This window comes from Arthrobacter sp. GmRoot5-12 (assembly GCF_059739365.1).
In genome coordinates, this window is sequence record NZ_AP046056.1 from 1,977,581 (window position 1) to 1,998,934 (window position 21,354).

A 21,354-nucleotide genomic window follows, 5' to 3' on the forward strand; every position below is an offset into this window, starting at 1 on the left:
AGACCTTCCAGCTGCCCCCACTAAACTGGACCGGTGACACAACCATCCACCCCCGCCGGTGCTGCTCCCGGAACCACCGCCCGCCACGACCTCTGGAAGCCGGTCCTGCTCCGTGCGGCCGCTGCCCTGGTGTTTGGCGCCGTGACGGTCTTCTGGACGTCACCGTCTGTGGAGGTCATGGGCTGGGCCGGGGGACTCTACCTCCTGGCCGCCGGTGTGGTTTCCCTACGGACCGTCCCCGCAGCCGGATTCGCGCAGAACTCGGCGGCCGGCAAGCTGCTGTCCGCCGCCGGCGCGGTCCTGGCCGGCGCAGGCTTTGCCGTACTCCTCCTGCACAGTGACCTGTTGTTCGGGGTGATCGCAGCCCTGGGCCTGGGCGCAGCCGGCATCCTGGAGCTTGCCTGCGGCCTGCAGCACAGGGGCCGCCATGTTCTTGCCCGCGACTGGATTGCTTCCGGCGTCATCGGGATTGGAACCGCGGTGCTCCTGCCGTTCTTCATCAGTCTCGGTGCCCATGCCCTGCTGGGCGTGGCCGGTGGAGGCGCCATTATTTCCGGCGTCCTGTGGGTGCTTTCCGGCCTGACGCTGCGGCACGATGCCCGTGCCGGCGCAGGGAAGCCGTAAACTAGGGGGAGCGCCCTTCTACTTTCTGTAGAAAATTCGGTGCGACACCGCAATTCGTAAACCGGGCCGGCCGTGCGCCGCCCGCAGGGAGGAACCACCGTGGCTGACCAGCATCAAGGAAAACCGCGCAAGCTGCGGACCTCGGTGAAGGGGCCGCTGATGTTTTCGGCATTCTGGGCCGTCGTCGCCTTCGTGGCAGTGTTGATCTTCGCCTCCGGTGGAAGCGCACGTGCACCCCGGTTCGACCTCGCGTTCACCGCAGCCGGCATCGCCTTCATCGCCACCCTGGTGATCGCCGCAATGCTGTCCATGAGCTACAAGGAGAACGCCGAACACCTGGGCAAGGGATCAGGGGTGAACCTGAGTTCGGCGCCCAAAGGATCCCCGCACGCAGGGCCAAGCCATGGCTTCGGAGCTCCCGGCAACCAGAACCCGCCGGCATCCGGCGATGGCACTGACGAAACTCCCCAGCGCTAGCCGTTACCGGCGGCAGCCGGACAAAGCGCGGGAAAATCCCTACCCCGCAGCAGCCTGGCGGGCCCGGTAGGCAGCAACATGCGCACGGTTGGCACAGTTGCCGGTATCGCAGTACCTCTTGGACCGGTTGCGGCTCAGGTCCAGCACGGCGGCATCGCAGTCCTCTGACTCACACATCCGCAGCCTGTCCATCTCCTTGCTGCGGATCACATCAGCCAGGGCCATGGCCGCTTCGGTGCTCATCCGGTCGGCAAGGGGTGCCTCGGGCGCCGTGGCATGAAGGTGCCAGTCCCATCCGTCGTGCTTCATCAGCTGCGGCAGCGCGTTGGCGTCCCGCAGCAGCCGGTTGACGGTTTCCACGGCGGCGTCCTCACCGGCCGTCCATACCGCGGACAGTTCACGGCGCAACTGCCGCACGCTTTCCAATTCCGCAGCGTCCCGGTTCCGGGAGCCGGAAAAACCCTCCGCGGCCAGGAAGCTGTCCAGGTCCGCAACGGAGGCCAGGCCTTCCCTGCCATTCGCGGCCGTGTTGATGAGGTTCACCACCGTCCGCAGCGCCACTTCAGTGTCAGGGGCGAAAACCATGTTGACTCCTTACAGCGCCTGAGCGTAGTGTCATGAGCATTACCCCACTTTACTCCTGACAGGAGGCAACGGTGCCTGCCGCCCAAAACCACACCCCCACCCCGGAACTGTCCACCAGGCGTCCCGGCTTCCAAGCCTCCGGGCTCGGCGTCGCGCTGTTCTCCTCCGCCGTCTTTGGCCTGTCCGGATCCTTCGCCAAGTCGCTGCTGGAAACCGGCTGGTCCCCGGGGGCGGCCGTGACTGCCCGCCTGACGGGAGCTGCCCTGATCCTTGCCCTACCCGCGGCGTGGGCGCTTAGGGGCCGCTGGAGCCAGTTGAAGGACAACTGGCTCACCATCATGCTGTTCGGACTCATCGGGGTGGCGGCATGCCAGTTGTTCTACTTCAACGCAGTGGCCCTGCTCTCCGTGGGCGTCGCGCTCCTGCTGGAGTACCTGGCCCCGGTGATCATCGTCCTGTGGCTCTGGGCCGCCAGCCGACGCCGCCCGCGCGTCCTCACGGCCGGCGGGACGCTGCTGTCGCTGGCCGGGCTGGTACTGGTCCTTGACCTCACCGGAGCCGTGAAGGTTGACCTGGTGGGGGTGCTGTGGGGCATGGCTGCCGCGGTCTGCCTGGCCATCTACTTCTTCATCACGGCAAAGGAAAATGACACGCTGCCGCCCATCGTGCTGGCTTCCGGCGGCCTGCTGGTGGGTGCGGCCGCCATGTGGCTCGCTGCCGCCACGGGCCTGCTGCCCATGGCCTTCAGCACTGCGGACACCACCCTGGGCCCATGGCTTACGCCGTGGTGGGTGCCGCTTGCCGGGCTGGTGGTGCTGGCCACCGTGCTGGCGTACGTCTCGGGCGTCATGGCGGCCCGGGCCCTCGGTTCCAAGGTGGCGTCCTTCGTGTCGCTCACCGAGGTCCTCTTCGCCGTGGTCTGGGCGTGGCTGCTGCTTGGGGAACTGCCGGGCACCATCCAACTCCTGGGTGGGGTGCTGATCGTCGGCGGGGTCATCCTGGTAAGGCTCGACGAGCTGCGTTCCCCCGCCACCATTGCTCCTTACGACGGCGGAAAGGGCACCCAGGTGCTGGCGTCACCGCTGGAGCACGCGAACGACGTCGAGCCTGTCCCTTAGGAGCGCAGGTCCCGTAAGCCGGGCACCGGCGTCGCACGCCAACACAAAGGGGCAGGGACACCACCTGGTGTCCCTGCCCCTTGCCGGAATGCGGCGATAAGCCTAGTTCGATGCCTGGCTCTGCTGCTCGGCGTTGCGCTTGGCCTGCGCGCCGGCTTCCTTCAGCGCCTCGGCAACCTTGGTAAGCATGGTGGTGTGGGTTCCGGACCACTCCTGGCGGAACTTATCAGCGTCCGGGCCCTTCCAGTCAGTGCCGCTCAGGACCTTGGTGAGAGTGGACTTCTGCGTCTCGATCTCGGACGCCCCTGCCTGAAGCTTGCTGCCGAGCTGGCGAAGCTGCTCAACGTCTGCACCCCAAATAGCCATCAGTTTCTCCTTGTTAGGTCGTGGATCCGAACCAGATCGGCTCCCCAGTGGCCCCCCGGCTCATCCGGAAGATCCATTGCCTCAAACCTATCCCGGCCCCCAAAACAGTGTCGATGGGCAGCCCTGCCCATGCCGGGCTCCCCATGGACGCCGGGTAGGGACCATGAAAAGGGGTCGATCCCAGGCGTTGGAAGAGCCTAGCATGGCGGTATGTGCCGGAATATCCGAACCCTTCACAACTTTGAGCCGCACGCCACCTCCGAGGAAGTGCACGCGGCGGCGCTGCAGTATGTCCGCAAAGTCAGCGGCAGCACCAAACCGTCCAAGGCCAACCAGGAGGCCTTTGATGAGGCCGTGCACCAGATAGCCCACATCACGCAGCACCTGCTGGATTCCCTGGTGACGCAGGCGCCGCCGAAGGACCGGGAGGCCGAAGCGGCCAAGGCCAGGGCGCGCGCCGCGGTCCGTTACGGCGCGGCCTGAGCCCGCGCTGCTACGTGCCGAAGCTGCGCAGCCGCAGAGAGTTGGCCACCACCAGCACCGAGCTGGCAGCCATGGCAGCTCCTGCGATCATCGGGTTGAGCAGCCCCAGGGCGGCCACCGGGATCCCCACGGCGTTGTAGAAGAATGCCCAGAACAGGTTGGTCTTGATGGTGCCCAGGGTCTTCCGGGACAGCTCGATGGCCTGGGCCACCTGGGCGAGGTCGTTCCCCATCACCGTCAGGTCCGCGGCTTCGATGGCCACATCGGTCCCGGAGCCCATCGCAATCCCGAGATCCGCCTGCGCAAGCGCCGCGGCATCATTGACGCCGTCCCCGGCCATGGCCACCGTGGCCCCGTCCGCCTGGAGCTTCCGGACTGCTGCCACCTTCCCTTCCGGCAGGACGCCTGCATGGACGTCATCCGCGGCGATGCCGACGGCGGCAGCCACCTGGGCGGCGACGGCGGCATTGTCGCCGGTCAGCAGGATGGGCCGCAGGCCCAGCGCCTTAAGCCGGGCGACCGCTGCGGCGGACCCTTCCTTGACGCTGTCCCTGAGGCTGATTATGCCGGCGGGCGTGCCATCCACTGCCACGCAGATGGCCGTGGCGCCGCCTTCCTCTGCAGCAGCCAACTGCGCCTGCTGGCCGCCGTCCAGGGCAATGCCGTTCTGCTCCAGCCAGCTGCCCCGCCCGGCCATCACGTGGCTGCCTTCGGCGGTGCCCGACACCCCGCCACCCGGGGCGGAACTGAACCCCTGGACTGGCGGCAGGTGCACTGAAGGCGAGGTGCCGCCGTCGTCCCCTGCGGGCGCCAGGCGTGCGGCGGAAACTGCTGCTGCCGCAATGGCGTGCGCAACCGGGTGCTCGCTGGCGGCCTCAACGGCTCCGGCCAGCCGGAGGACATCCCGGTCCTGGAAGCCGGGGAACGCGGCCGTGGCATCCACGGCCAGGGCGCCGGTGGTGACCGTCCCCGTCTTGTCCAGCAGGATGGTGTCCACGGTGCGGGTGTCCTCCAGGACCTGGGGGCCCTTGATCAGGATGCCCAGCTGTGCGCCGCGTCCGGTTCCGGTCAGCAGGCCCACCGGAGTGGCCAGGCCCAGCGCGCAGGGGCAGGCGATCACCAGCACTGCGACGGCGGCCGTGAACGCCTGCCGCAGGTGGCTGCCGTCGGCGCCCGGGCCTGCGACGAGGAGCCAGAGCACGAACGTCAGGGCGGCGAGGGCCAGGACCACCGGTACGAAGACGGCGCTGATGCGGTCGGCGAGCCGCGCGATGGGGGCCTTGCCGGTCTGGGCCTGCGACACCAGGCGCGCCATCTGGGCCAGTGTGGTTTCGGAGCCGACCCGGGTTGCCCTGACCAGCAGGCGGCCGGAGGTGTTGATGGTGGCACCCGTAACGCGGCTGTCCGGCCCCACCTCGACGGGGACGGACTCACCCGTGACCAGGGAGGCGTCCACCGCGGAGGCGCCGTCCACCACCACACCGTCGGTGGCGATCTTTTCACCCGGCCTTACCACCAGGACGTCGCCCACCTGCAGACCGTCCACGGGAATTTTCTCTTCCCGGCCGCCGCGCAGGACGGTGGCGTCCTTGGCGCCCAGGTTCAGCAGGGCCTGGAGGGCGTCGCCGGCCTTTTGCTTGGCATTGGCCTCCAGGTACCGGCCCAGGAGAAGGAAGGTGGTGACCACCGCGGCCACCTCGAAGTACAGGCCGCCGGACATGCCTTCCATGCCGGGATGCTCCGTCATGCGCGGGTCCGCCAGCAGCTGCCAGGCGGAGAAGGAGTAGGCGGCGGCCACGCCGAGCGACACCAGGGTGTCCATGGTGGAGGCGAGATGGCGGGCATTGACTGCTGCGGCCCGGTGGAAGGGCCACGCCGCCCACGTGACCACCGGCAGCGCCAGGACCGCCGCCACCCAGCCCCAGTGCGGGAACTGGAACGCCGGAACCATGCTGACCAAAAACACCGGGACTGTCAGCACCGCAGCGGCGGCCAGGCGCGGGCGGAGACTCGAAGCGTGGACCTCAGTAGACGGGTCCACCGGCCGCGCCCCCGCACCAGTAGTGCTGTGGTGGCGGACCCTCGCCTTGTACCCGGCTGCCTCGACCGTTGACGTGAGCTGTTCGTCGGTGATGCCCTCGGGGACCGTCACGTAGGCCGACTCCAGCGGCAGGTTGACGGTGGCCGCCACACCGTCGAGCTTGCCGAGCTTCTTCTCCACCCGGTTGACGCAGGACGCGCAGGTCATCCCCTCGATGTCCAGTTCGACGATCCGGGTACCCGGTGGGTGGAGCAGTTCCTGGTGGCTCATGTCAGCTTTCCGCGGTGTAGGGGGTTCTAGGCCTCGTTGGCAACCACCAGGTAGCCCGCCTCAGCGACGGCCTCCCCGATGTCGGAGGGTGGGAGTTCCTTGCTTGAGGTGATGGTCACGGTGGAGACCCCGCCGGCATTCAGGTCGACGCTGACCTCTTCAACGCCTTCGAGGGCTTCAAGTTCTTCACTGACGGCCGACACGCAGTGCCCGCAGGTCATGCCGGAGACGCTGATGGTCGTGGTGGTGGGGGAGGTGGTGCTCATGGCTTGCTCCTTCAGTTGGGACGGCGGTGGCCGGGATCCGGGTGTTGGTGGGTGTCAGCGAAGCAGCCGGCCGATGGCGTCGGCGGCCTCCTTGACTTTGGCATCTATGGCTTCAGCGCGTGCTGCCGGGTCCGGTTCGGAGGCTGCACCCACCACGCAGTGGCCGATGTGTTCCTCGACCAGCCCCAGGCTGACGGCGTGCAGGGCCTTGGTGACGGCGGCAACCTGCGTGAGGATATCGATGCAGTACTTGTCCTCATCCACCATCCGGGCAATGCCCCGGACCTGCCCCTCAATGCGCTTCAGGCGGCGAAGGTACGCGTCCTTGTTTTCCGTATAACCGTGCTGGGCTGCGTAACCGTGTTGGGCTGCAACGCCGGACTCCGCGGCCGGTGGTGCGGCTGCTACCGCCGCGACGGCTTCTTCGATAGCGTTCATGAAGCCAACCTATACCCCTTGGGGGTATGAGCGCAAGTACCCCCTAGGGGTATCCGGGAACTCTTCCCACCCGTCCGTGGGACAGTATCCGGGCACAAAAAAAGCTCCGGAGTGCGTTATTGGGGGATACGCACTCCGGAGCAGCTTTTGGGCAAATCCGGCTTCCACTCGTGTGGATCGGCCTTGCTTGAATCAGCTTACTGGCAGGTACGGGCAGCGCGCCAGCACCACGAATAAGTACTTTCGCTTTACTTTAAGCCCGCCTTTTCCAGGCGTATTTTCCCCGGGTATCCGCCGCTCAGGGCCTGTCCTCATGGGCCGGCATCCGGTATGGAACCACAAGCACGGGGCGGCTTTGGTGGTGGCTTAGCCACTGCCCGACCGATCCGTTGAGTGCCTCCGAGAGCCGGTGCGTGAAGCCGCGCTCGGAGGTGCCCACGATGATGACCGGGGCATCCAGTTCGGCGGCCAGTTGCGCCAGCGCCCGTGCGGGATCGCCTGAAAGGGTGCGGAAGGACCACTGCAGGGGCCCGCCGTCGGAAGGCACCTTGTCCGCCGCAGCCTGGACCTGTGCCTTCAACTCCGTTGTCAGCGCCAGCATGTCGTCATCTGCGTCCGGGTGCAGGGAAAGCCGGTGGGCGGAGCGGGCCGGGTCCCATTCCACCAGGTAGCTGGCTTCGTCCACGTACGCGCAGACCAATGGCGCCGACAACCGGGCTGCCAGGGAGGCTGCGGTCTGGAGAACCTCCGGGTGCTGTTTGGGCATGATTCCCGTCAGCAGCGGAGCGCCGTCGAAGTTTTCCCATGTCATGCTGCAATTGTCCGCCCGCACCGGCTGCATGAACAGGTTCGTTCGGCCCGTCAAACTTCCGGAGCGCGGGTCCGGAGGCCTAGGGAAGGCTGGGATATGCCGTGACCACCACGTTCTTGCCCCACGGATCCTCGGTGTAGCAGCTGATGAGGACCAGCCGGTTGGGGACCATGTCCCAGACGGGGCTGTCCTTGAGGCTGGACTTCAGGTAGGTCGTGACGCTGTCCACCCGGTAGCTGATGGTTCCCGCCACTGTTTCCACCTCCAGGCGGTCGCCAACGGCCGCCGCCGAACTGAGGTGGTTGAAGGGAGCATCCGCGCCGTCCCAACTGTGGCCAATCACGTAGGTGGTGTTGCCGGAGCCCTTGCCCGGAACCCCGAAGGGCGTGAGCCAGTAGCCGTCCTTGGTGGCGGGAGGTTCAATGGTCCGGCTGTATTGGGCCCCACTGTCCAGGTCCAGCGGGTGGACGGGCACATCGAAGGCGGCCGACGGGTAGCGGATGCGGACCGGCTGGGACGCCGCCGGAAGCTCCGGTCCCGCAGGCGCTTCCGTTGCTGTTTCGCCAGGAGCCTGGGCTGCCGCTGCCTGGTCGGGTGCCGCTGCGGCGTCCTGCAGGCCGGTCTCCGCAATGGGAGCCGCCCCAGCGGCGGATGGAATGCCGCCACGAACGAGGGCAACCGAAGCGGGGGCATTTCCGATTGCCAGTGGCGGTGCCGGGTGGAACAGGGGAGCGCCGAGGGTGAATGACACGAAGGCGAGGACGCCACAGCACAGGATTGCCAGGTCACCGGCGTTCCACCGGCGCCATATGCGCCGCCACATCCCGCGGCTGGGGGCTGCGTGCCGGCTTCGATCCTGCCGCATGGCGCTCCTCACGGGTTGGCGGGGGTGGAAGGAAGGCGTCCTGCCGGGCACTGGCAGGACGCCTTCCTTGTCAGGGGGCCACTGGTGGTGGCGGTGTTCCGGCTAGCCGGCAGTGTGCAGCGGACGCGACTGGCGCCGTACTGCCACCACGGTCCCCGCGGCAGCAAGCGCTCCCAGGCCTACCAGCCAGCCCGGCAAGCCATCGGGTGCTCCCACCGCCGTCTGTGCGTTGTAGCCCTGGTTGGTTCCGACGCTGACGGGTGCCGCGGCAGGGGCGGCCTTGGGTGTGGCCTTCGGTACGGCAGCGGCCTGCTTGGCAGGTGCTGGCTGTACGGCCGCGGGTGCCACTGCGGCCGGGGCTTCCGCTGCCGGCTGTACCACCACAGGATTGTCGACGACAACGGGCGCCTGCTCCACAGGAGGAGTCACCACGGGTTGCTCCACCACGGGATCGACGACGACGGGCGGCGTCACCACGGGATCGACGACGACGGGCGGCTGCTCTGCGGGAGGCGTCACCACCGGATCGATCACCTCACCCGGCGGCAGCGCTGCGCCGCACTCGTTGACGTACATGATCTTTCCCGCGTTGGTCCAGTTCAGCCCGCCGGGCAGTTTGGGCGTCGGAGGAATGATGTCCTCAGTGTGCTGGGCGTGTCCGCCGATGCCGTTGACGCTGAACGCCAGTGGAGTCAGCGTACTTCCGTCGCGGTGGCAGACCACCACCTGGTCAGAGGCGGCCATGGCAGGCGCAGTGAGGCTGATCAGGCCGAGACCCACTACTCCAAGAGTGGCAAAGGTGCGTTTCATTTTGTCTCCCCATATATGTGTGAAACGGACCATGGCGAGGAAAGGCCAGCGGTGACGCCGTATGCCCCAGCAGCACGGTCAGCTTGCTTGAGATTTCAGGCTAGGAGCGCCGCCTTGCGCAGTCGCCAGTAGGGGATACTCGTCTTTCAACGGGGTTGGCCGGGAAAGTTACCTGCCAGTACTTGAAACCCGGCCGGACACACCTGCTTCCGGCCGCAGCACCTTGTCCCCCGGAGGGGCCGCGCCTAACGTTTAAAGCGACGCAAGGAGGGGTTTCGTGGAAATCTTTATGTGGTGGCTGGACCTGGACCTCGCCAGCAAAGAGTGGCTGCGGGAAAACCTTTATGCGGAGGAACTGCCCCTTCCGGTGCTCCAGGGCATCGCTGAGGCGGGCGGCCCGCACCCCGGAAATCCCGCCGCCGTGCTGACCGTCGCCGACTGGGACTTCATCCAGACGCAGTCGGAGTTCGTGGACTGACTCCTGCCTCTGTGAATGTGGAGCCTGCGCACCTGGAAACGTTGCGCGGTGACTGATCCGGTGGTTGCATGGTCCGCATGGCAACGGCCGCAGAATCATTTGTCCTGGCAATCGGGACCAAGAAAGGGCTGTGGCTTGCCACGAGCCGGGACCGGCAGGAGTGGTCCTTCACCGGGCCGCACTTCCTCATGGCGGAGATCCCCAGCATCGGGATCGATACCAGGGAAGGCCGCACGCGCATCCTGGTGGGTGTCCGCAGTCCGCACTGGGGACCAACGGTTGCCCACTCCGACGACTTCGGCACCACCTGGACCGAGCCGGAACAGGGCGCCATCAAGTTCCCAGAGGACACCGGGGCAGCATTGGAGCGGGTCTGGCAGATCTATCCGGACGCCGGGTCCCGCCCCGGAGTGGTATGGGCCGGAGCCGAACCCATCTCCGTCTGGAAATCCACGGACGGCGGGGAGCACTTCGAGCTGAACCGCGGCTTGTGGGACCACCCGCACCGCAGCGAATGGGGAGCGGGCTATGGCGGGGCGGCTGCGCATTCGATCGTGGTCCAGCCGGCCGGGGAAACGGTGCACGTTGCCATGAGTACTGGCGGCGTTTACCGCTCGCTGGACGGCGGCACCTCCTGGGAGGCGCGCAACAAGGGCATCTCGGCCTACTTCATGCCGGACCCCAACCCCGAGTTCGGCCAGTGCGTGCACAAGATCGCCGCCGATGCCGCCGTGGAAGGGCGCCTTTATGCCCAGAACCACCATGGGGTGTACCGGACGGACGACAATGCGGACAGCTGGACATCCATCGCCGAAGGCCTGCCTGCCGATTTCGGCTTCGTCATGCTCACGCATCCCCGCAGGGAGGGCACCGCCTGGGTTATTCCGTTGAAGGCCGACGGCGAACGCATCCCGCCCGACGGAAAGCTTGCCGTCCACCGCACCGACGACGCCGGGAACACCTGGAAGCGGCTCAGCACCGGGCTCCCTGAGCACGAATACAACAGCGTGCTCAGGGACGCGGCGTCCGTGGACACCGCAGATCCCGCCGGCGTGTACTTCGGTACGCGGGGCGGGACGGTCTATGCGAGTGCGGATGAAGGGGAGACATTCAGGGAGGTGGCCTCCCACCTGCCTGATGTCCTGTGTGTCAGGGCGGCCGTGGTGGCAGGTGCCTGAGATTTCTTTGCTGCTGCCCAGCGTCCTGCAGCCCCTGGCCGGCGGGCAGTCCGTACTGACTGCGCCCGCGGACGGGCCGGTGACGGTGGAAAGCCTGCTCGATGCGGTGGCCTCCGACTACCCGGTGCTGGGCCGGCGGCTCCGTGACGAAACCGGTGCGCTGCGCCGGTTCGTCAACATCTACGTCAACGGCGACGAGGTGCGGCGGTTGCAGGGCCTGGATACCAGGGTGGCGCCGGGCCAGGAAGTACTGGTGATCCAGTCCGTGGCCGGCGGCTAACCGGGAGGCGGGCCGGTGGCGGGCAGTCCTTACTGACTACGCCCGCAGCCCCGCATCCAGGTCCCTATGCCACACGCCAGACGGTGCATTCGTCCGTATTGATTGCTTTCCGGACCCCCGTGATCCGGTCCAGGATCCACACCACCCCGATGCCGGGCGCCGTTTCCTGCACGCTGCCGCGGCGGATCACCACGTCGTCGTAGGAAGGGCCTACGGAGAGGCGGGCTTCGATTTCGTCACCGCGGTGGAGCTGGTCCAGGGCGCGGACTCTGGTTACATGCGTGGTCGCTTTCTTCAACATCGGGGGCCTCCTGGCTGGAGCTGGTGCCGGCTCTTGCCTGCACTACCCAGTGTGGGCCGGGAATGTTGCGTAGCGGTTTCCCCGTGGTTAGCGCCCGGTTAGTTCTTCGCGCCGCTGCGGTTTCCTGCCTCTGCTTACATGTCCCCGGCGTTATTCGTCCGTGCCGTTGCGGTAGGCGGCCAGGAAGCTGGAAATCCGCCGGACGGCTTCCTCGATGTCCAGCACCGAGGGGAGGATGACAAACCGGAAGTGGTCCGGCGCGGGCCAGTTGAAGGCCGAGCCGTGGGAGACCAGGATCTTTTGGTCCCGGAGCAGGTCCAGGACGAATTTTTCGTCATTGGCAATGGGATACAGGTCCGCGTCCAGGCGCGGGAACAGGTACATGGCGCCCGACGCCGGCACGCAGGTCACGCCGGGAATGGCGGTAAGGAGTCTATGGGCAAGGTCCCGCTGCTCGCGCAGCCGGCCTCCGGGTTTCACCAGCGCCTCGATGCTCTGGTAGCCGCCCAGGCAGGTTTGGATGGCATGCTGGGCGGGAACGTTGGCGCAAAGGCGCAGCGAGGCAAGCAGCTCAAGGCCTTCACGGTAGGCGGCGGTAGCGGCAAGCGGTCCGGTGATGGCCACCCATCCTGCCCGGTAGCCAGGCATCCGGTAGGCCTTGGACAGTCCGCTGAACGTCAGGCAGCACAGGTCCTCAGCCACGGACGCGGTGTGGATATGCTTTGCGTCGTCGTACAGCACCTTCTCGTAGATCTCATCCGAGAACAGGACCAGGTTGTGCTTCCGGGCCAGCGCCGCGAACTGCTCCAGGATGTGGCGGGGGTAGACGGCGCCGGTGGGGTTGTTCGGGTTGATGATCACGATGCCTTTGGTGCGGCTGGTGATCTTTGCCTCCACGTCGGCCATGTCCGGCCACCAGTTCTCCGCCTCGTCGCAGGCGTAGTGCACGGGTTTTCCGCCCGTCAGGGTCACGGCGGCGGTCCACAAAGGGTAGTCCGGTGCCGGGACCAAAATTTGGTCGCCGTTCTCCATGAACGCCTGGAGGCACATGGAGATCAGTTCGCTGACGCCGTTGCCGATCACGATGTCTTCGACCCCGATGTTCATCAGGCCACGCGTCTGGTAGTACTGCGAGATGGCGGTCCGCGCCGTGAAAATGCCCTTGGAGTCACTGTAGCCCTGGGCGCCGCGAAGGTGGTGGATCATGTCCACCACCACGGATTCAGGTGCTTCCAGGCCGAACGGCGCCGTGTCCCCGAGGTTCATCTTGAGGATCCGGTGCCCTTCGGCCTCCATGTTTTTGGCCGCCTGCAGGACTGGCCCGCGGAGCTCATACCGGACGTTTTCAAGCTTGCTGGAGTGCTGCATTGCGTGCATGGTTGATCTTTTCACACAGCGCACACCGGGGGCAGCGGGTCACGCGGCCCACCTGGCAATGTCGGGACCGCTTGTCCGATAAGTTTGAGACTTGTAGTACTTTGTCCTGCGGCGCGGCAGGATGCGGCGGGAGCGGAAGGAAGTACCCCACGTGGGCGGTGTGCTGATCGGACTGGCGGTGATCGGCGTCGTCATTGCCGTGGGTTACATCGCCGCACGCTGCGGCCTGGGCGATGAACCCACCATCTCGGCGCTGACCCGGACCGCCTTCTTCATCACCAACCCGGTGCTGCTCTTCACCGTGGTGCTGAAATCGGACCTCTCCGTGGTCCTCTCCGCATACGTTCCGCTCGCCATGATCACGGCGGCGATCACGGCCCTCCTGTATGTGGCCGCCAGCCGGATCTGGTTTCCGCGGCCGCTCGCGGAGACGGCCGTGGGCGCGATGGCGGGCTCCTACGTCAACGCCAACAACATCGGCATCCCCATCACGCTGTATGCCCTGGGGGACGCCACTCCCGTAGCTCCGGTCCTGCTGGTCCAGCTGCTCCTGTTCGCCCCGCTGGTCCTGACCCTGCTGGACCTCTCCGAGGCCGGCCGGTTTTCGCCCCGGCTCATGCTGACGCAGCCCTTCCGGAACCCCATGATCATCGCCTCGCTCCTGGGCGTGGTCCTGGCCGCGTTCCATGTGCAGCTTCCGGCTCCGGTGATGGCTCCACTGACGCTCCTGGGCGGTGCTGCAGTGCCGGTGGTGCTCCTGGCCTTCGGGATGTCGCTGCACGGAACAAAGATGCTTCGAAGCGGCGGCCACACGGCCGAAATCCTCACTGCCACGGCACTCAAGTCCGCGGTGATGCCGGCGGTGGCGTTCGTCGTCGGCCGCTTCCTCTTCAACCTGGACCACCACATGCTGCTGGGCGTAGTGCTCATGGCGGCGCTTCCCTCGGCCCAGAACGTGTTCCTGTTCGCCAGCAAGTACGGGAGGGGGGTGGCGGTGGCGCGGGAAACCATCCTGCTCTCCACCGCCGCCGCGGCGCCGGTGCTGGTGCTGGTGGTTTGGCTGCTGGCAGGCTGAAAACCACTCCGCCGCCGCGCCGCCCTACCGTGCAGGGCGCTGGCCGGGCAAGAATGGGCACTATGGAACTTCCCGTGATGCCGCCCGTCCCGCCCATGCTCGCCAAGGCCGTCAGCGGCATTGACGGCATTCCAGGAAGCGCGGACCTCAGCTACGAGCCAAAATGGGACGGCTTCAGGTCCATCATCTTCCGCGACGGTGATGACCTGGAGATCGGCAGCCGCAACGAGAAGCCCATGACCCGCTACTTCCCGGAGCTCGTTGCGGCACTGAAGGAAAACCTGCCGCCGCGCTGCGTGGTGGACGGCGAGATCATCCTTATCGGTGCGTCCGGCGACCGGCTGGATTTCGACACCCTGCAGCAGCGCATCCACCCCGCGGCCAGCCGGGTGAAGCTGCTGGCCCAACAAACCCCGGCGAGCTTCGTGGCGTTCGACCTGCTGGCGCTGGACGACGACGACTACACCGGCAGGCCTTTTTCTGAGCGGCGGGCCGCGCTGGAGAAGGCGCTCGCGGCCAGCAGCGCCCCGGTCCATCTCACAGCTGCCACCACGGACAAAGCCACGGCCGCGCAGTGGTTCGAACAGTTCGAGGGCGCCGGGCTGGACGGCATCGTGGCCAAGCGGCTGGACGGCCGGTACGAGCCGGACAAGCGGGTGATGTTCAAGGTCAAGCACGAGCGCACGGCCGACTGCGTGGTGGCAGGATACCGCCTCCACAAGAGCGGTCCCGATGCTATCGGGTCCCTCCTGCTGGGCCTCTACAAGGACGACGGCGGCCTGGCGAGCGTGGGCGTGATCGGCGCCTTCCCCATGAAGCGCCGCAAGGAACTGTTCGAAGAACTCCAGCCGCTGGTGACCGGCTTCGAGGGCCACCCGTGGGCGTGGGGCAAGCAGGAAGAAGGGGAACGGACGCCGCGGAACGCCGAAGGCAGCAGGTGGAGCGCCGGGAAGGACCTGTCCTTCGTCCCACTGCGGCCCGAACTGGTGGTGGAGGTCCGCTACGACCACATGGAGGGCGACAGGTTCCGCCACACGGCCCAGTTCAACCGCTGGCGCCCGGACCGGGACCCGGAGTCCTGCACCTATGAGCAATTGGAGGAACCGGTCAATTTTGACCTGGCCTCGGTGCTGGAGACCGGGCGGGGGTAAGTGCCCTGCGGGACGCTTCCGAAGCAGCCCATCTTTCACGAAGGAAAGCCCGCCATTTGGGGGAATGGCGGGCTTTCCGGCTCTAAACCGGGCTGGTGTGACGTCGGCGCCTACTTCACGCCCAGCAGGTTGGTGGGGGTCCGGAAGGACTCCTTGGCCGTGAGTGCCGAGACGGCGGCGATGGCGCAGATGATGGCGGTGAAGATGCTGATCTGGACCCAGCCGCCCGCCTGGATGCCGCCCATCGCAGCCACAATGGCCGGGGCGAAGCCAGCCATCAGGAACCCGAGCTGGGTGCCGATGGCCAGGCCGGAGAAGCGGACCTTGGTGCTGAACATCTCGGCGTAGAAGGACGGCCACACGGCGTTGGAGGCGGCGTAGCCGAAGGAGAAGAAGCCGATGGCTGCAACGAACATCAACGGGATGCTGTGGGATTCCAGGCTGAGCAGGAACAGCGGGGTGAGGATTGCGCTGGCCACGGCGCCGTAAATGAAGACGGGCTTGCGGCCGATCCTGTCCGCGAGCTTCCCGAAGAGCGGCTGGGTGCCCAGGGCCACCAGGTTGGCCCCCACGACGAGCCACAGGGTGGTGGTGCCGTCCACTCCGGCCACGGTCTTGGCGTAGCTGATGGCCAGGGTGCCGAAGACGGTGGAGACGGCGGCAATGAAGGCGCAGGCGACAACACGCAGGACGTCGCGCCAGTGGCCCTTGAGGAGGTCGGCCACCGGGAGCTTGGAGATCTGGGCGTTCTTCTGCGCTTCCTCGAAGGCCGGCGGCTCGTGCAGCGTGCGGCGGATGAAGAAGGCAACCATGACCACGACGGCGCTGAGCCAGAACGGGACGCGCCAGCCGATGCCGTACTTGATCTCATCCGGCAGGGCCAGGACGGGGATGAAGACCAGGGCGGCGAGGATCTGGCCGCCCTGGGTACCGGTGAGGGTCCAGGACGTAAAGAAGGAACGCTGGTTGTCCGGAGCGTGCTCCAGGGTCATGGACGAGGCGCCGGCCTGCTCACCGGCGGCGGAGAGGCCCTGGCACAGGCGGGCCAGCACCAGCAGGACCGGGGCCCACCAGCCGACCGTGTGGAAGTCGGGGAGGCAGCCGATCACGAACGTCGACGCGCCCATGAGCAGCAGGGTAAACATCAGGACCTTCCGGCGGCCCACCCGGTCGCCGAAGTGGCCCAGGATGATGGCGCCCACGGGACGTGCCACGTAGGCGAAGCCGAAGGTGGCGAAGGACATGATGGCAGCGTTGGTGTCTGCATCGGGGAAGAAGACCTTGGGGAAGATCAGCGCCGCAGCGGATCCGAAGATGAAGAAGTCGTAGTATTCGACGGCGCTGCCCAGGAAGCTGGCGAGGGCTGCTTTCCTGGGCGTCCCGGCACGGGTGAGGGCACCCGCCCCGGCGGACGGAAGTGTCTGGCTCATGGTGTTCCTTTGGTGTGACGACATTGTCGCGGATGGATCTGGAGGTCGCAGCCGCCGCTGCCTTGGTGCGGGCGGGGCGCGATGCGGCTGGAGTCCGGAAGAAGACCCGGCGTCAGTAGCCACATGGTGGGAGCTACTTGTGCGATATAGAAACTATGACTGTGAGGGCAGTCACCTGTCAAGAAAATAATCACCATCTAGAAATAGCTCTCACATTGTGGCAACATGATTGCCATGAGTGTGAACCAAACCACAGCGGCCAATGAAGAATCCGCTGCTGCCCCTGCCGCCACGGAGCCCGTGAACGCCATGCCCCCGGAGGCGAAGGTTGGCGCGCGTCCTGCGGAACGCACGGACATGGTGGGCAAGGCCCTGGGCCTGCTTGTCCTCCTGGGGGACGAACCCCGCGGTGCCAGCGCCGCGGAAATTTCCCGCCGCGCGGAACTGCCGTTCAGCACAACCTACCGGCTGCTCGGATCCCTGACCCGTGACGGCTTTGTTGACTACGAGCCGGACGGCCGCCGCTACCACCTGGGCCTGCGCATCTTCCAGCTGGGCCAGCGGGTCTCCAACCACCACGGTTTCGCGGGCACTGCCATGCCCATCCTGCGCCGGGTGACCGAGCAGACCGGGGAAGCCACCATCCTCAGCGTCCGGGACGGCCTGCACCACCTCACCGTCAGCAAGGTGGACGGGCCGCAGATCTTCCGCGTCACCAGCGATCCGGGCCACCTGGGCTCCTTGTCCACCACTGCCGTCGGCAAGGCCCTGGTGGCATTCGCCGAGGATGCGGAACGGGAGCGGCTGCTCGCGGAACTCCCGCTCGAGGCGCTCACCGCCCGCTCCATCACCGACCGGGACGCGTTCCGGGCGGAAATCGAGGAGGTGCGCCGCCGCGGCTACGCGGTCATGGATGAGGAGAACGAGGCCGGCATGCGTGCCGTGGCGGTGCCCCTGCTCAACAGCCAGGGCCACGCCTTTGCCTCCCTGGCGACGGCCGTTCCGGTCTTCCGCCTGAGCCTCGAGGAGCTGGAGGCCCACGTCCCCGTCCTGGTCGATGCGGCAGCCGAGTTGGCTGCACGCCTTCCGCAGCGCGGCTAAGGCGCCTGTGCCGTTACTCAAAATATTTGGTTCGTATCTCGAACAGTAGTGCGAGAAGTGAACAAATGCTGTACTGTAATCCCTATCACCGGCGCAGCCCATCCCCGCATGGACACTGCCGGTGCCGTTACCAAAGGAGCTGCACGGATGAGTATTCGAACTGAGTCCTACCTCGTGGGACTGGTTGGAGACGGTGTCACGCCGTCGCTCACGCCGCCCATGCACGAACGGGAAGGTGACGTGCAGGGCCTGCGTTACCTCTACCGCCCCATCGACCTCCTGGAGCTGGGCCTGGCGGGCGAGTCCGTCGGCAGCATCCTGCAGAGCGCCCGGACGCTGGGCTTCAATGGGTTGAACATCACCCATCCCTGCAAGCAGCTGGTCCTGGAGTACCTTGACGAAATCTCCCCGGACGCCCGCCGCCTGGGCGCCGTCAACACCGTGGTGATCCGGGACGGCCGCTTCATCGGCTACAACACCGACTTCTCCGGCTTCGCCGCGGCACTGGCTTCCGGCCTCCCCGGGGCGTCGCTGGACCGCGTGGTCCAGCTCGGTGCCGGCGGTGCCGGATCTGCCGTCGCCTACGCCCTGCTGACCGCCGGCGTCAGGACCCTGCACCTGGTGGACGTGGACCCGGGACGCGCGGCAGCCCGGGCCGCCGAGCTCCAGGGCTTCTTCCCGGACAGCACCGTCACGGCAGGTACGACGGCGGAGCTGCCGCAGCTGATGCGCGTGGCCGACGGCCTGGTTCACTGCACCCCCGTGGGGATGGCCGCCCACCCCGGCGTGCCGCTGGACCTGGACCTGCTGGAGTCCCGGCACTGGGTGGCGGATATCGTCTACCGCCCCATCGACACGGAACTGGTCCGCGGCGCCCGGGCCAAGGGCTGCGACGTCCTGGACGGCGGCCGGATGGCCGTGGGCCAGGCCGCGGACGCGTTCCGGATCTTCACCGGCCTGGACGCGGACCCGGACCGCATGCGCGCCCACTTCCTGGAGCTCGTGGCAGCGGAAGAGGTGGCTGCCTGATGCGCACCGGAATCGCCACCGTCTGCCTGTCCGGAACCCTCAAAGAGAAGATGCAGGCCTGCGCCATCGCAGGATTCGACGGCATCGAGATCTTCGAGCAGGACCTGGTGACGTCCCCGCTGAGTCCCGAGGACGTCCGCAAGCTGGCCGCCGACCTGGGCCTTGGCCTGGATCTTTACCAGCCCTTCCGGGATTTCGACGGCGTCAGCCCGGACCTGCTGAAGGCCAACCTCCGCCGGGCCGAGGCCAAGTTCCGGCTCATGGCCCGCCTGGGCATGGACACCATCCTGGTCTGCTCCAACGTTGCCACCGCCACCATCGACGACGACGGCCTCCGCGCCGAGCAGCTGGCACAGCTTGCCAACCTGGCCGGCGACCACGGCGTCAAGGTGGCCTATGAAGCGCTGGCGTGGGGCAAGTACGTCAACGACTACGAGCATGCCTACCGGCTGGTGGAGATGGTTGACCATCCCAATCTGGGCACCTGCCTGGACTCCTTCCACATCCTCTCGCGGGACTGGGAAACCGCCCACATTGAGGCATTCAACCCGGAGAAGATCTTCTTCGTCCAGGTTGCGGACGCCCCCAAGCTCTCCATGGATGTGCTGTCCTGGAGCCGGCACTACCGGGTGTTCCCGGGCGAGGGCCAGTTTGAGCTGGCCAAGTTCATGGGCCACGTGGTCCGGGCCGGGTACACCGGACCCGTCTCGCTGGAAGTCTTCAATGACGTTTTCCGCCAGTCGGACGTGGAGCGGACGGCCGTGGATGCCATGCGGTCGCTCATCTGGCTTGAAGAACAGAGCGCCAAATGGCTGGCCGGTACCGAAGCCGCACCAGGCAACGGAGCAGCGCTCCGCCGTCGTTACCCCATGGAACTTGCCACCCTGCCCAAGGTGAACGAACCCGCGGGCTTCAACTTTGCCGAGGTCAAGGCGGACGACACCGCGCAGCTGGAGAAACTCCTGGGCCAGCTGGGCTTCGCCTTCGAGGGCAGGCACCGCACCAAGGACGTCCAGCTGTGGACCATGGGCCAGGCCCGGGTGATCATCAACGAACAGGCGGCCCGGCATGCCGAGCCGGCCATTGCCGCACTGGGGTTCGACGTCGATTCCCCCGTGATTGCCTCGGCGCGCGCCCAGCAGCTCAAGGCCCCCGTGGTGGCCCGCAAGGTGCAGGCGGACGAGGAAGTCTTCCAGGGCATCTCCGCGCCCGATTCCACCGAGATCTTTCTCTGCCAGGGCAGCCCGGACGGCACGGCGGCGTGGACCCACGAGTTCGGGGAGGGGCTGGAGCACCCGTCCGCCGGAGCCAGTGCCGTGATCGACCACGTCAATCTTGCCCAGCCGTGGCAGCACTTCGACGAAGCTGTCCTCTTCTACACCAGCGCCCTGGCCCTGGAGCCGCAGCCGTTCGCGGAGGTGCCAAGTCCCAGCGGGCTGGTGCGCTCGCAGGTCATGCAGACCTCCGACGGCGCGGTGCGGCTGGTGCTCAACCTTGCCCCCATCCAGCAGGCACGGAGCGAGGTCCGCAAGACCTACCAGGAGCACATCGCCTTTGCCGTGGACGACCTCGTGGCCACAGCCCGGGCAGCCCGGGAACGGGGCCTGGAATTCCTGCAGATCCCGGCCAACTACTACGAGGACCTGGACGCCCGGTTCGACCTGGAGCCTGGGTTCCTGGCCACCCTGCAGGAGCTGAACCTGCTGTTCGACCGCGACGCCGACGGCGAATTCCTGCACTTCTACACCGCCACCGTGGGCAGCGTGTTCTTCGAAATGGTGGAACGCCGCGGCGGTTACGACGGCTACGGCGCCCCCAATGCTCCGGTGCGCCACGCCGTCCAGTACGACTCGCTGCACCGCACGCCTTAGACCGCACCACACAACCCCGGACGCAAGAAACCGAACAGATCAGAAAGGAGCCAGCCATGCCGGAAGACATCACCGCCGAGCTGGAGTCGGAGGAACTCGTGCCCCCGGCCGAACCGAAGGCTGCCCACCAGCCCCTGGACAAGGCCATCGAGTCACAGGCGGACCTCAGCGCAGAGATCAACGCCATCGGCGAGGCCTACCAGCGGGCATTGAAGGACGGCGCCCAGCCGGAAACCCAGCCGCGGCTGGACTACCCGCCGTACCGCAGCAGCATCCTGCGCCACCCCACCAAGAGCCTGCACCACGCGGATCCGGAGACCATCGAGCTGTACTCGCCGGCGTTCGGGCACCAGGACGTGCACGCCCTGGAGTCCGACCTGACCATCCAGCACAACGGCGAACCGCTGGGCGAGCGGATTATCGTCGCCGGCAAGGTCCTGGACGGCGACGGCCGCCCGGTGGCAGGCCAGCTGGTGGAAATCTGGCAGGCCAACTCGTCCGGCCGCTACATCCACAAGCGCGACCAGCACCCCGCCCCGATCGACCCCAACTTCACCGGCATCGGCCGCTGCATCACCGGCCCGGACGGCTCCTACCGGTTCATCACCATCAAGCCCGGCGCCTACCCCTGGAAGAACCACCTGAACGCGTGGCGACCCGCCCACATCCACTTTTCGCTGTTCGGCACGGAGTTCACCCAGCGCATCATCACCCAGATGTACTTCCCGGGCGACCAGCTCTTCCCGCTGGACCCCATCTACCAGACCATCGTGGACCAGGACGCCCGCGACCGCCTGGTGGCCACCTACGACCACAGCCTCACCGAGCCCGAGTGGGCCCTGGGCTACAACTGGGACATCGTCCTGACCGGGCCCAAGCGGACCTGGACCGAAAACGAGGCGCTCGGCGCAGAAGGTGACGAGGAGTAG

Annotated in this window: 24 protein-coding genes; 13 read left to right on the forward strand and 11 right to left on the reverse strand. The window is 66.8% G+C overall.

The features are described 5' to 3' along the window. The first annotated feature begins 33 nt into the window (after positions 1-33). Positions 34-624: a hypothetical protein gene (locus AC6JAM_RS09035; RefSeq protein WP_018769824.1), complete on the forward strand. Its 591-nt coding sequence runs from the start codon at positions 34-36 to the stop codon at positions 622-624. A 99-nt stretch (positions 625-723) separates the two neighbouring features. Then, complete coding sequence (locus AC6JAM_RS09040; RefSeq protein ID WP_018769823.1) at positions 724-1,101, forward strand: hypothetical protein; 378 nt, start codon at positions 724-726, stop codon at positions 1,099-1,101. Between the two features lie 39 nt (positions 1,102-1,140). Here AC6JAM_RS09040 and AC6JAM_RS09045 read toward each other — a convergent pair whose 3' ends face one another. Further along, positions 1,141-1,686: a CGNR zinc finger domain-containing protein gene (locus AC6JAM_RS09045; protein ID WP_018769822.1), complete on the reverse strand. Its 546-nt coding sequence runs from the start codon at positions 1,684-1,686 to the stop codon at positions 1,141-1,143. 71 nt (positions 1,687-1,757) lie between these two features. On the opposite strand from AC6JAM_RS09045, the gene AC6JAM_RS09050 reads away from it, so the two are divergent. Further along, positions 1,758-2,804, forward strand: coding sequence for an EamA family transporter (locus AC6JAM_RS09050; protein ID WP_497934505.1), 1,047 nt, complete (start codon positions 1,758-1,760; stop codon positions 2,802-2,804). Between the two features lie 102 nt (positions 2,805-2,906). Here the strand turns inward: AC6JAM_RS09050 and AC6JAM_RS09055 are convergent, their stop codons facing one another. Next, positions 2,907-3,170, reverse strand: coding sequence for a WXG100 family type VII secretion target (locus AC6JAM_RS09055; RefSeq protein WP_018769820.1), 264 nt, complete (start codon positions 3,168-3,170; stop codon positions 2,907-2,909). A 210-nt stretch (positions 3,171-3,380) separates the two neighbouring features. Between AC6JAM_RS09055 and AC6JAM_RS09060 the strand changes: the two genes are divergently transcribed. Further along, a complete protein-coding gene (locus AC6JAM_RS09060) occupies positions 3,381-3,653 on the forward strand; it encodes a DUF2277 domain-containing protein (RefSeq protein ID WP_018769819.1) in 273 nt (90 codons plus the stop codon). A gap of 10 nt (positions 3,654-3,663) precedes the next feature. On the opposite strand, the gene AC6JAM_RS09065 is transcribed toward AC6JAM_RS09060, so the two are convergent. The 6 genes from AC6JAM_RS09065 to AC6JAM_RS09090 form a co-directional block, all read right to left on the reverse strand. Next, the gene (locus tag AC6JAM_RS09065; protein ID WP_497934506.1) at positions 3,664-5,964 is read right to left on the reverse strand and encodes a heavy metal translocating P-type ATPase; all 2,301 of its coding nucleotides are present in this window, start codon (positions 5,962-5,964) and stop codon (positions 3,664-3,666) included. Between the two features lie 26 nt (positions 5,965-5,990). Beyond that, positions 5,991-6,230, reverse strand: a complete 240-nt coding sequence (locus AC6JAM_RS09070; RefSeq protein WP_056392387.1) for a heavy-metal-associated domain-containing protein — start codon at positions 6,228-6,230, stop codon at positions 5,991-5,993. A gap of 54 nt (positions 6,231-6,284) precedes the next feature. Next, positions 6,285-6,668 (reverse strand): metal-sensitive transcriptional regulator, encoded by a 384-nt coding sequence (locus AC6JAM_RS09075; protein WP_018769816.1) that lies wholly within the window; start codon positions 6,666-6,668, stop codon positions 6,285-6,287. 298 nt (positions 6,669-6,966) lie between these two features. Then, entirely contained in the window at positions 6,967-7,479 is a 513-nt protein-coding gene (locus tag AC6JAM_RS09080; protein ID WP_026265853.1) for a universal stress protein, read from the reverse strand. Between the two features lie 79 nt (positions 7,480-7,558). Then, a complete protein-coding gene (locus tag AC6JAM_RS09085) occupies positions 7,559-8,344 on the reverse strand; it encodes a class F sortase (RefSeq protein ID WP_497934507.1) in 786 nt (261 codons plus the stop codon). A 102-nt stretch (positions 8,345-8,446) separates the two neighbouring features. Then, positions 8,447-9,154, reverse strand: coding sequence for a hypothetical protein (locus AC6JAM_RS09090; protein ID WP_497934508.1), 708 nt, complete (start codon positions 9,152-9,154; stop codon positions 8,447-8,449). A 277-nt stretch (positions 9,155-9,431) separates the two neighbouring features. On the opposite strand from AC6JAM_RS09090, the gene AC6JAM_RS09095 reads away from it, so the two are divergent. From AC6JAM_RS09095 to AC6JAM_RS09105, 3 genes are all read left to right on the forward strand, one after another. Beyond that, a complete protein-coding gene (locus AC6JAM_RS09095; RefSeq protein ID WP_018769813.1) occupies positions 9,432-9,632 on the forward strand; it encodes a hypothetical protein in 201 nt (66 codons plus the stop codon). 68 nt (positions 9,633-9,700) lie between these two features. Then, complete coding sequence (locus AC6JAM_RS09100) at positions 9,701-10,810, forward strand: WD40/YVTN/BNR-like repeat-containing protein (protein WP_223993138.1); 1,110 nt, start codon at positions 9,701-9,703, stop codon at positions 10,808-10,810. Further along, entirely contained in the window at positions 10,770-11,090 is a 321-nt protein-coding gene (locus AC6JAM_RS09105; protein WP_377204588.1) for a MoaD/ThiS family protein, read from the forward strand. The genes AC6JAM_RS09100 and AC6JAM_RS09105 overlap by 41 nt, the downstream gene beginning before the upstream one ends. A gap of 64 nt (positions 11,091-11,154) precedes the next feature. On the opposite strand, the gene AC6JAM_RS09110 is transcribed toward AC6JAM_RS09105, so the two are convergent. Beyond that, entirely contained in the window at positions 11,155-11,391 is a 237-nt protein-coding gene (locus AC6JAM_RS09110; RefSeq protein ID WP_056392396.1) for a hypothetical protein, read from the reverse strand. A 150-nt stretch (positions 11,392-11,541) separates the two neighbouring features. After that, positions 11,542-12,768 (reverse strand): pyridoxal phosphate-dependent aminotransferase, encoded by a 1,227-nt coding sequence (locus tag AC6JAM_RS09115; protein WP_018769809.1) that lies wholly within the window; start codon positions 12,766-12,768, stop codon positions 11,542-11,544. A 151-nt stretch (positions 12,769-12,919) separates the two neighbouring features. On the opposite strand from AC6JAM_RS09115, the gene AC6JAM_RS09120 reads away from it, so the two are divergent. Further along, complete coding sequence (locus AC6JAM_RS09120) at positions 12,920-13,843, forward strand: AEC family transporter (protein WP_018769808.1); 924 nt, start codon at positions 12,920-12,922, stop codon at positions 13,841-13,843. 62 nt (positions 13,844-13,905) lie between these two features. Further along, positions 13,906-14,994, forward strand: a complete 1,089-nt coding sequence (locus tag AC6JAM_RS09125; RefSeq protein WP_018769807.1) for an ATP-dependent DNA ligase — start codon at positions 13,906-13,908, stop codon at positions 14,992-14,994. Between the two features lie 110 nt (positions 14,995-15,104). Here AC6JAM_RS09125 and AC6JAM_RS09130 read toward each other — a convergent pair whose 3' ends face one another. Continuing rightward, positions 15,105-16,424 carry an MFS transporter gene (locus tag AC6JAM_RS09130; protein WP_018769806.1) on the reverse strand — a complete coding sequence of 440 codons (1,320 nt, stop codon included), beginning with the start codon at positions 16,422-16,424 and terminating at the stop codon, positions 15,105-15,107. Between the two features lie 234 nt (positions 16,425-16,658). Between AC6JAM_RS09130 and AC6JAM_RS09135 the strand changes: the two genes are divergently transcribed. From AC6JAM_RS09135 to pcaH, 4 genes are all read left to right on the forward strand, one after another. Further along, positions 16,659-17,525: an IclR family transcriptional regulator gene (locus AC6JAM_RS09135; protein WP_018769805.1), complete on the forward strand. Its 867-nt coding sequence runs from the start codon at positions 16,659-16,661 to the stop codon at positions 17,523-17,525. Positions 17,526-17,672: 147 nt separating this feature from the next. After that, a complete protein-coding gene (locus AC6JAM_RS09140) occupies positions 17,673-18,554 on the forward strand; it encodes a shikimate dehydrogenase (RefSeq protein WP_018769804.1) in 882 nt (293 codons plus the stop codon). Next, positions 18,554-20,425 (forward strand): bifunctional sugar phosphate isomerase/epimerase/4-hydroxyphenylpyruvate dioxygenase family protein, encoded by a 1,872-nt coding sequence (locus AC6JAM_RS09145; protein WP_018769803.1) that lies wholly within the window; start codon positions 18,554-18,556, stop codon positions 20,423-20,425. Before AC6JAM_RS09140 ends, AC6JAM_RS09145 begins: the two co-directional genes overlap by 1 nt. 56 nt (positions 20,426-20,481) lie before the next feature. Then, positions 20,482-21,354 carry a protocatechuate 3,4-dioxygenase subunit beta gene (gene pcaH / locus AC6JAM_RS09150; protein WP_018769802.1) on the forward strand — a complete coding sequence of 291 codons (873 nt, stop codon included), beginning with the start codon at positions 20,482-20,484 and terminating at the stop codon, positions 21,352-21,354.

Excerpts from the sequence above, each read along its gene's own strand:
- AC6JAM_RS09045 (WP_018769822.1), bottom strand. The coding sequence starts at position 1,686 with ATGGTTTTCGCCCCTGACACTGAAGTGGCGCTGCGGACGGTGGTGAAC.
- AC6JAM_RS09055 (WP_018769820.1), bottom strand. The coding sequence starts at position 3,170 with ATGGCTATTTGGGGTGCAGACGTTGAGCAGCTTCGCCAGCTCGGCAGC.
- AC6JAM_RS09060 (WP_018769819.1), top strand. The coding sequence starts at position 3,381 with ATGTGCCGGAATATCCGAACCCTTCACAACTTTGAGCCGCACGCCACC.
- AC6JAM_RS09065 (WP_497934506.1), bottom strand. The coding sequence starts at position 5,964 with ATGAGCCACCAGGAACTGCTCCACCCACCGGGTACCCGGATCGTCGAA.
- AC6JAM_RS09070 (WP_056392387.1), bottom strand. The coding sequence starts at position 6,230 with ATGAGCACCACCTCCCCCACCACCACGACCATCAGCGTCTCCGGCATG.
- AC6JAM_RS09075 (WP_018769816.1), bottom strand. The coding sequence starts at position 6,668 with ATGAACGCTATCGAAGAAGCCGTCGCGGCGGTAGCAGCCGCACCACCG.
- AC6JAM_RS09080 (WP_026265853.1), bottom strand. The coding sequence starts at position 7,479 with ATGACATGGGAAAACTTCGACGGCGCTCCGCTGCTGACGGGAATCATG.
- AC6JAM_RS09085 (WP_497934507.1), bottom strand. The coding sequence starts at position 8,344 with ATGCGGCAGGATCGAAGCCGGCACGCAGCCCCCAGCCGCGGGATGTGG.
- AC6JAM_RS09090 (WP_497934508.1), bottom strand. The coding sequence starts at position 9,154 with ATGAAACGCACCTTTGCCACTCTTGGAGTAGTGGGTCTCGGCCTGATC.
- AC6JAM_RS09100 (WP_223993138.1), top strand. The coding sequence starts at position 9,701 with ATGGTCCGCATGGCAACGGCCGCAGAATCATTTGTCCTGGCAATCGGG.
- AC6JAM_RS09105 (WP_377204588.1), top strand. The coding sequence starts at position 10,770 with ATGTCCTGTGTGTCAGGGCGGCCGTGGTGGCAGGTGCCTGAGATTTCT.
- AC6JAM_RS09110 (WP_056392396.1), bottom strand. The coding sequence starts at position 11,391 with ATGTTGAAGAAAGCGACCACGCATGTAACCAGAGTCCGCGCCCTGGAC.
- AC6JAM_RS09115 (WP_018769809.1), bottom strand. The coding sequence starts at position 12,768 with ATGCACGCAATGCAGCACTCCAGCAAGCTTGAAAACGTCCGGTATGAG.
- AC6JAM_RS09125 (WP_018769807.1), top strand. The coding sequence starts at position 13,906 with ATGGAACTTCCCGTGATGCCGCCCGTCCCGCCCATGCTCGCCAAGGCC.
- AC6JAM_RS09130 (WP_018769806.1), bottom strand. The coding sequence starts at position 16,424 with ATGAGCCAGACACTTCCGTCCGCCGGGGCGGGTGCCCTCACCCGTGCC.
- AC6JAM_RS09135 (WP_018769805.1), top strand. The coding sequence starts at position 16,659 with ATGAGTGTGAACCAAACCACAGCGGCCAATGAAGAATCCGCTGCTGCC.
- AC6JAM_RS09140 (WP_018769804.1), top strand. The coding sequence starts at position 17,673 with ATGAGTATTCGAACTGAGTCCTACCTCGTGGGACTGGTTGGAGACGGT.
- AC6JAM_RS09145 (WP_018769803.1), top strand. The coding sequence starts at position 18,554 with ATGCGCACCGGAATCGCCACCGTCTGCCTGTCCGGAACCCTCAAAGAG.
- pcaH (WP_018769802.1), top strand. The coding sequence starts at position 20,482 with ATGCCGGAAGACATCACCGCCGAGCTGGAGTCGGAGGAACTCGTGCCC.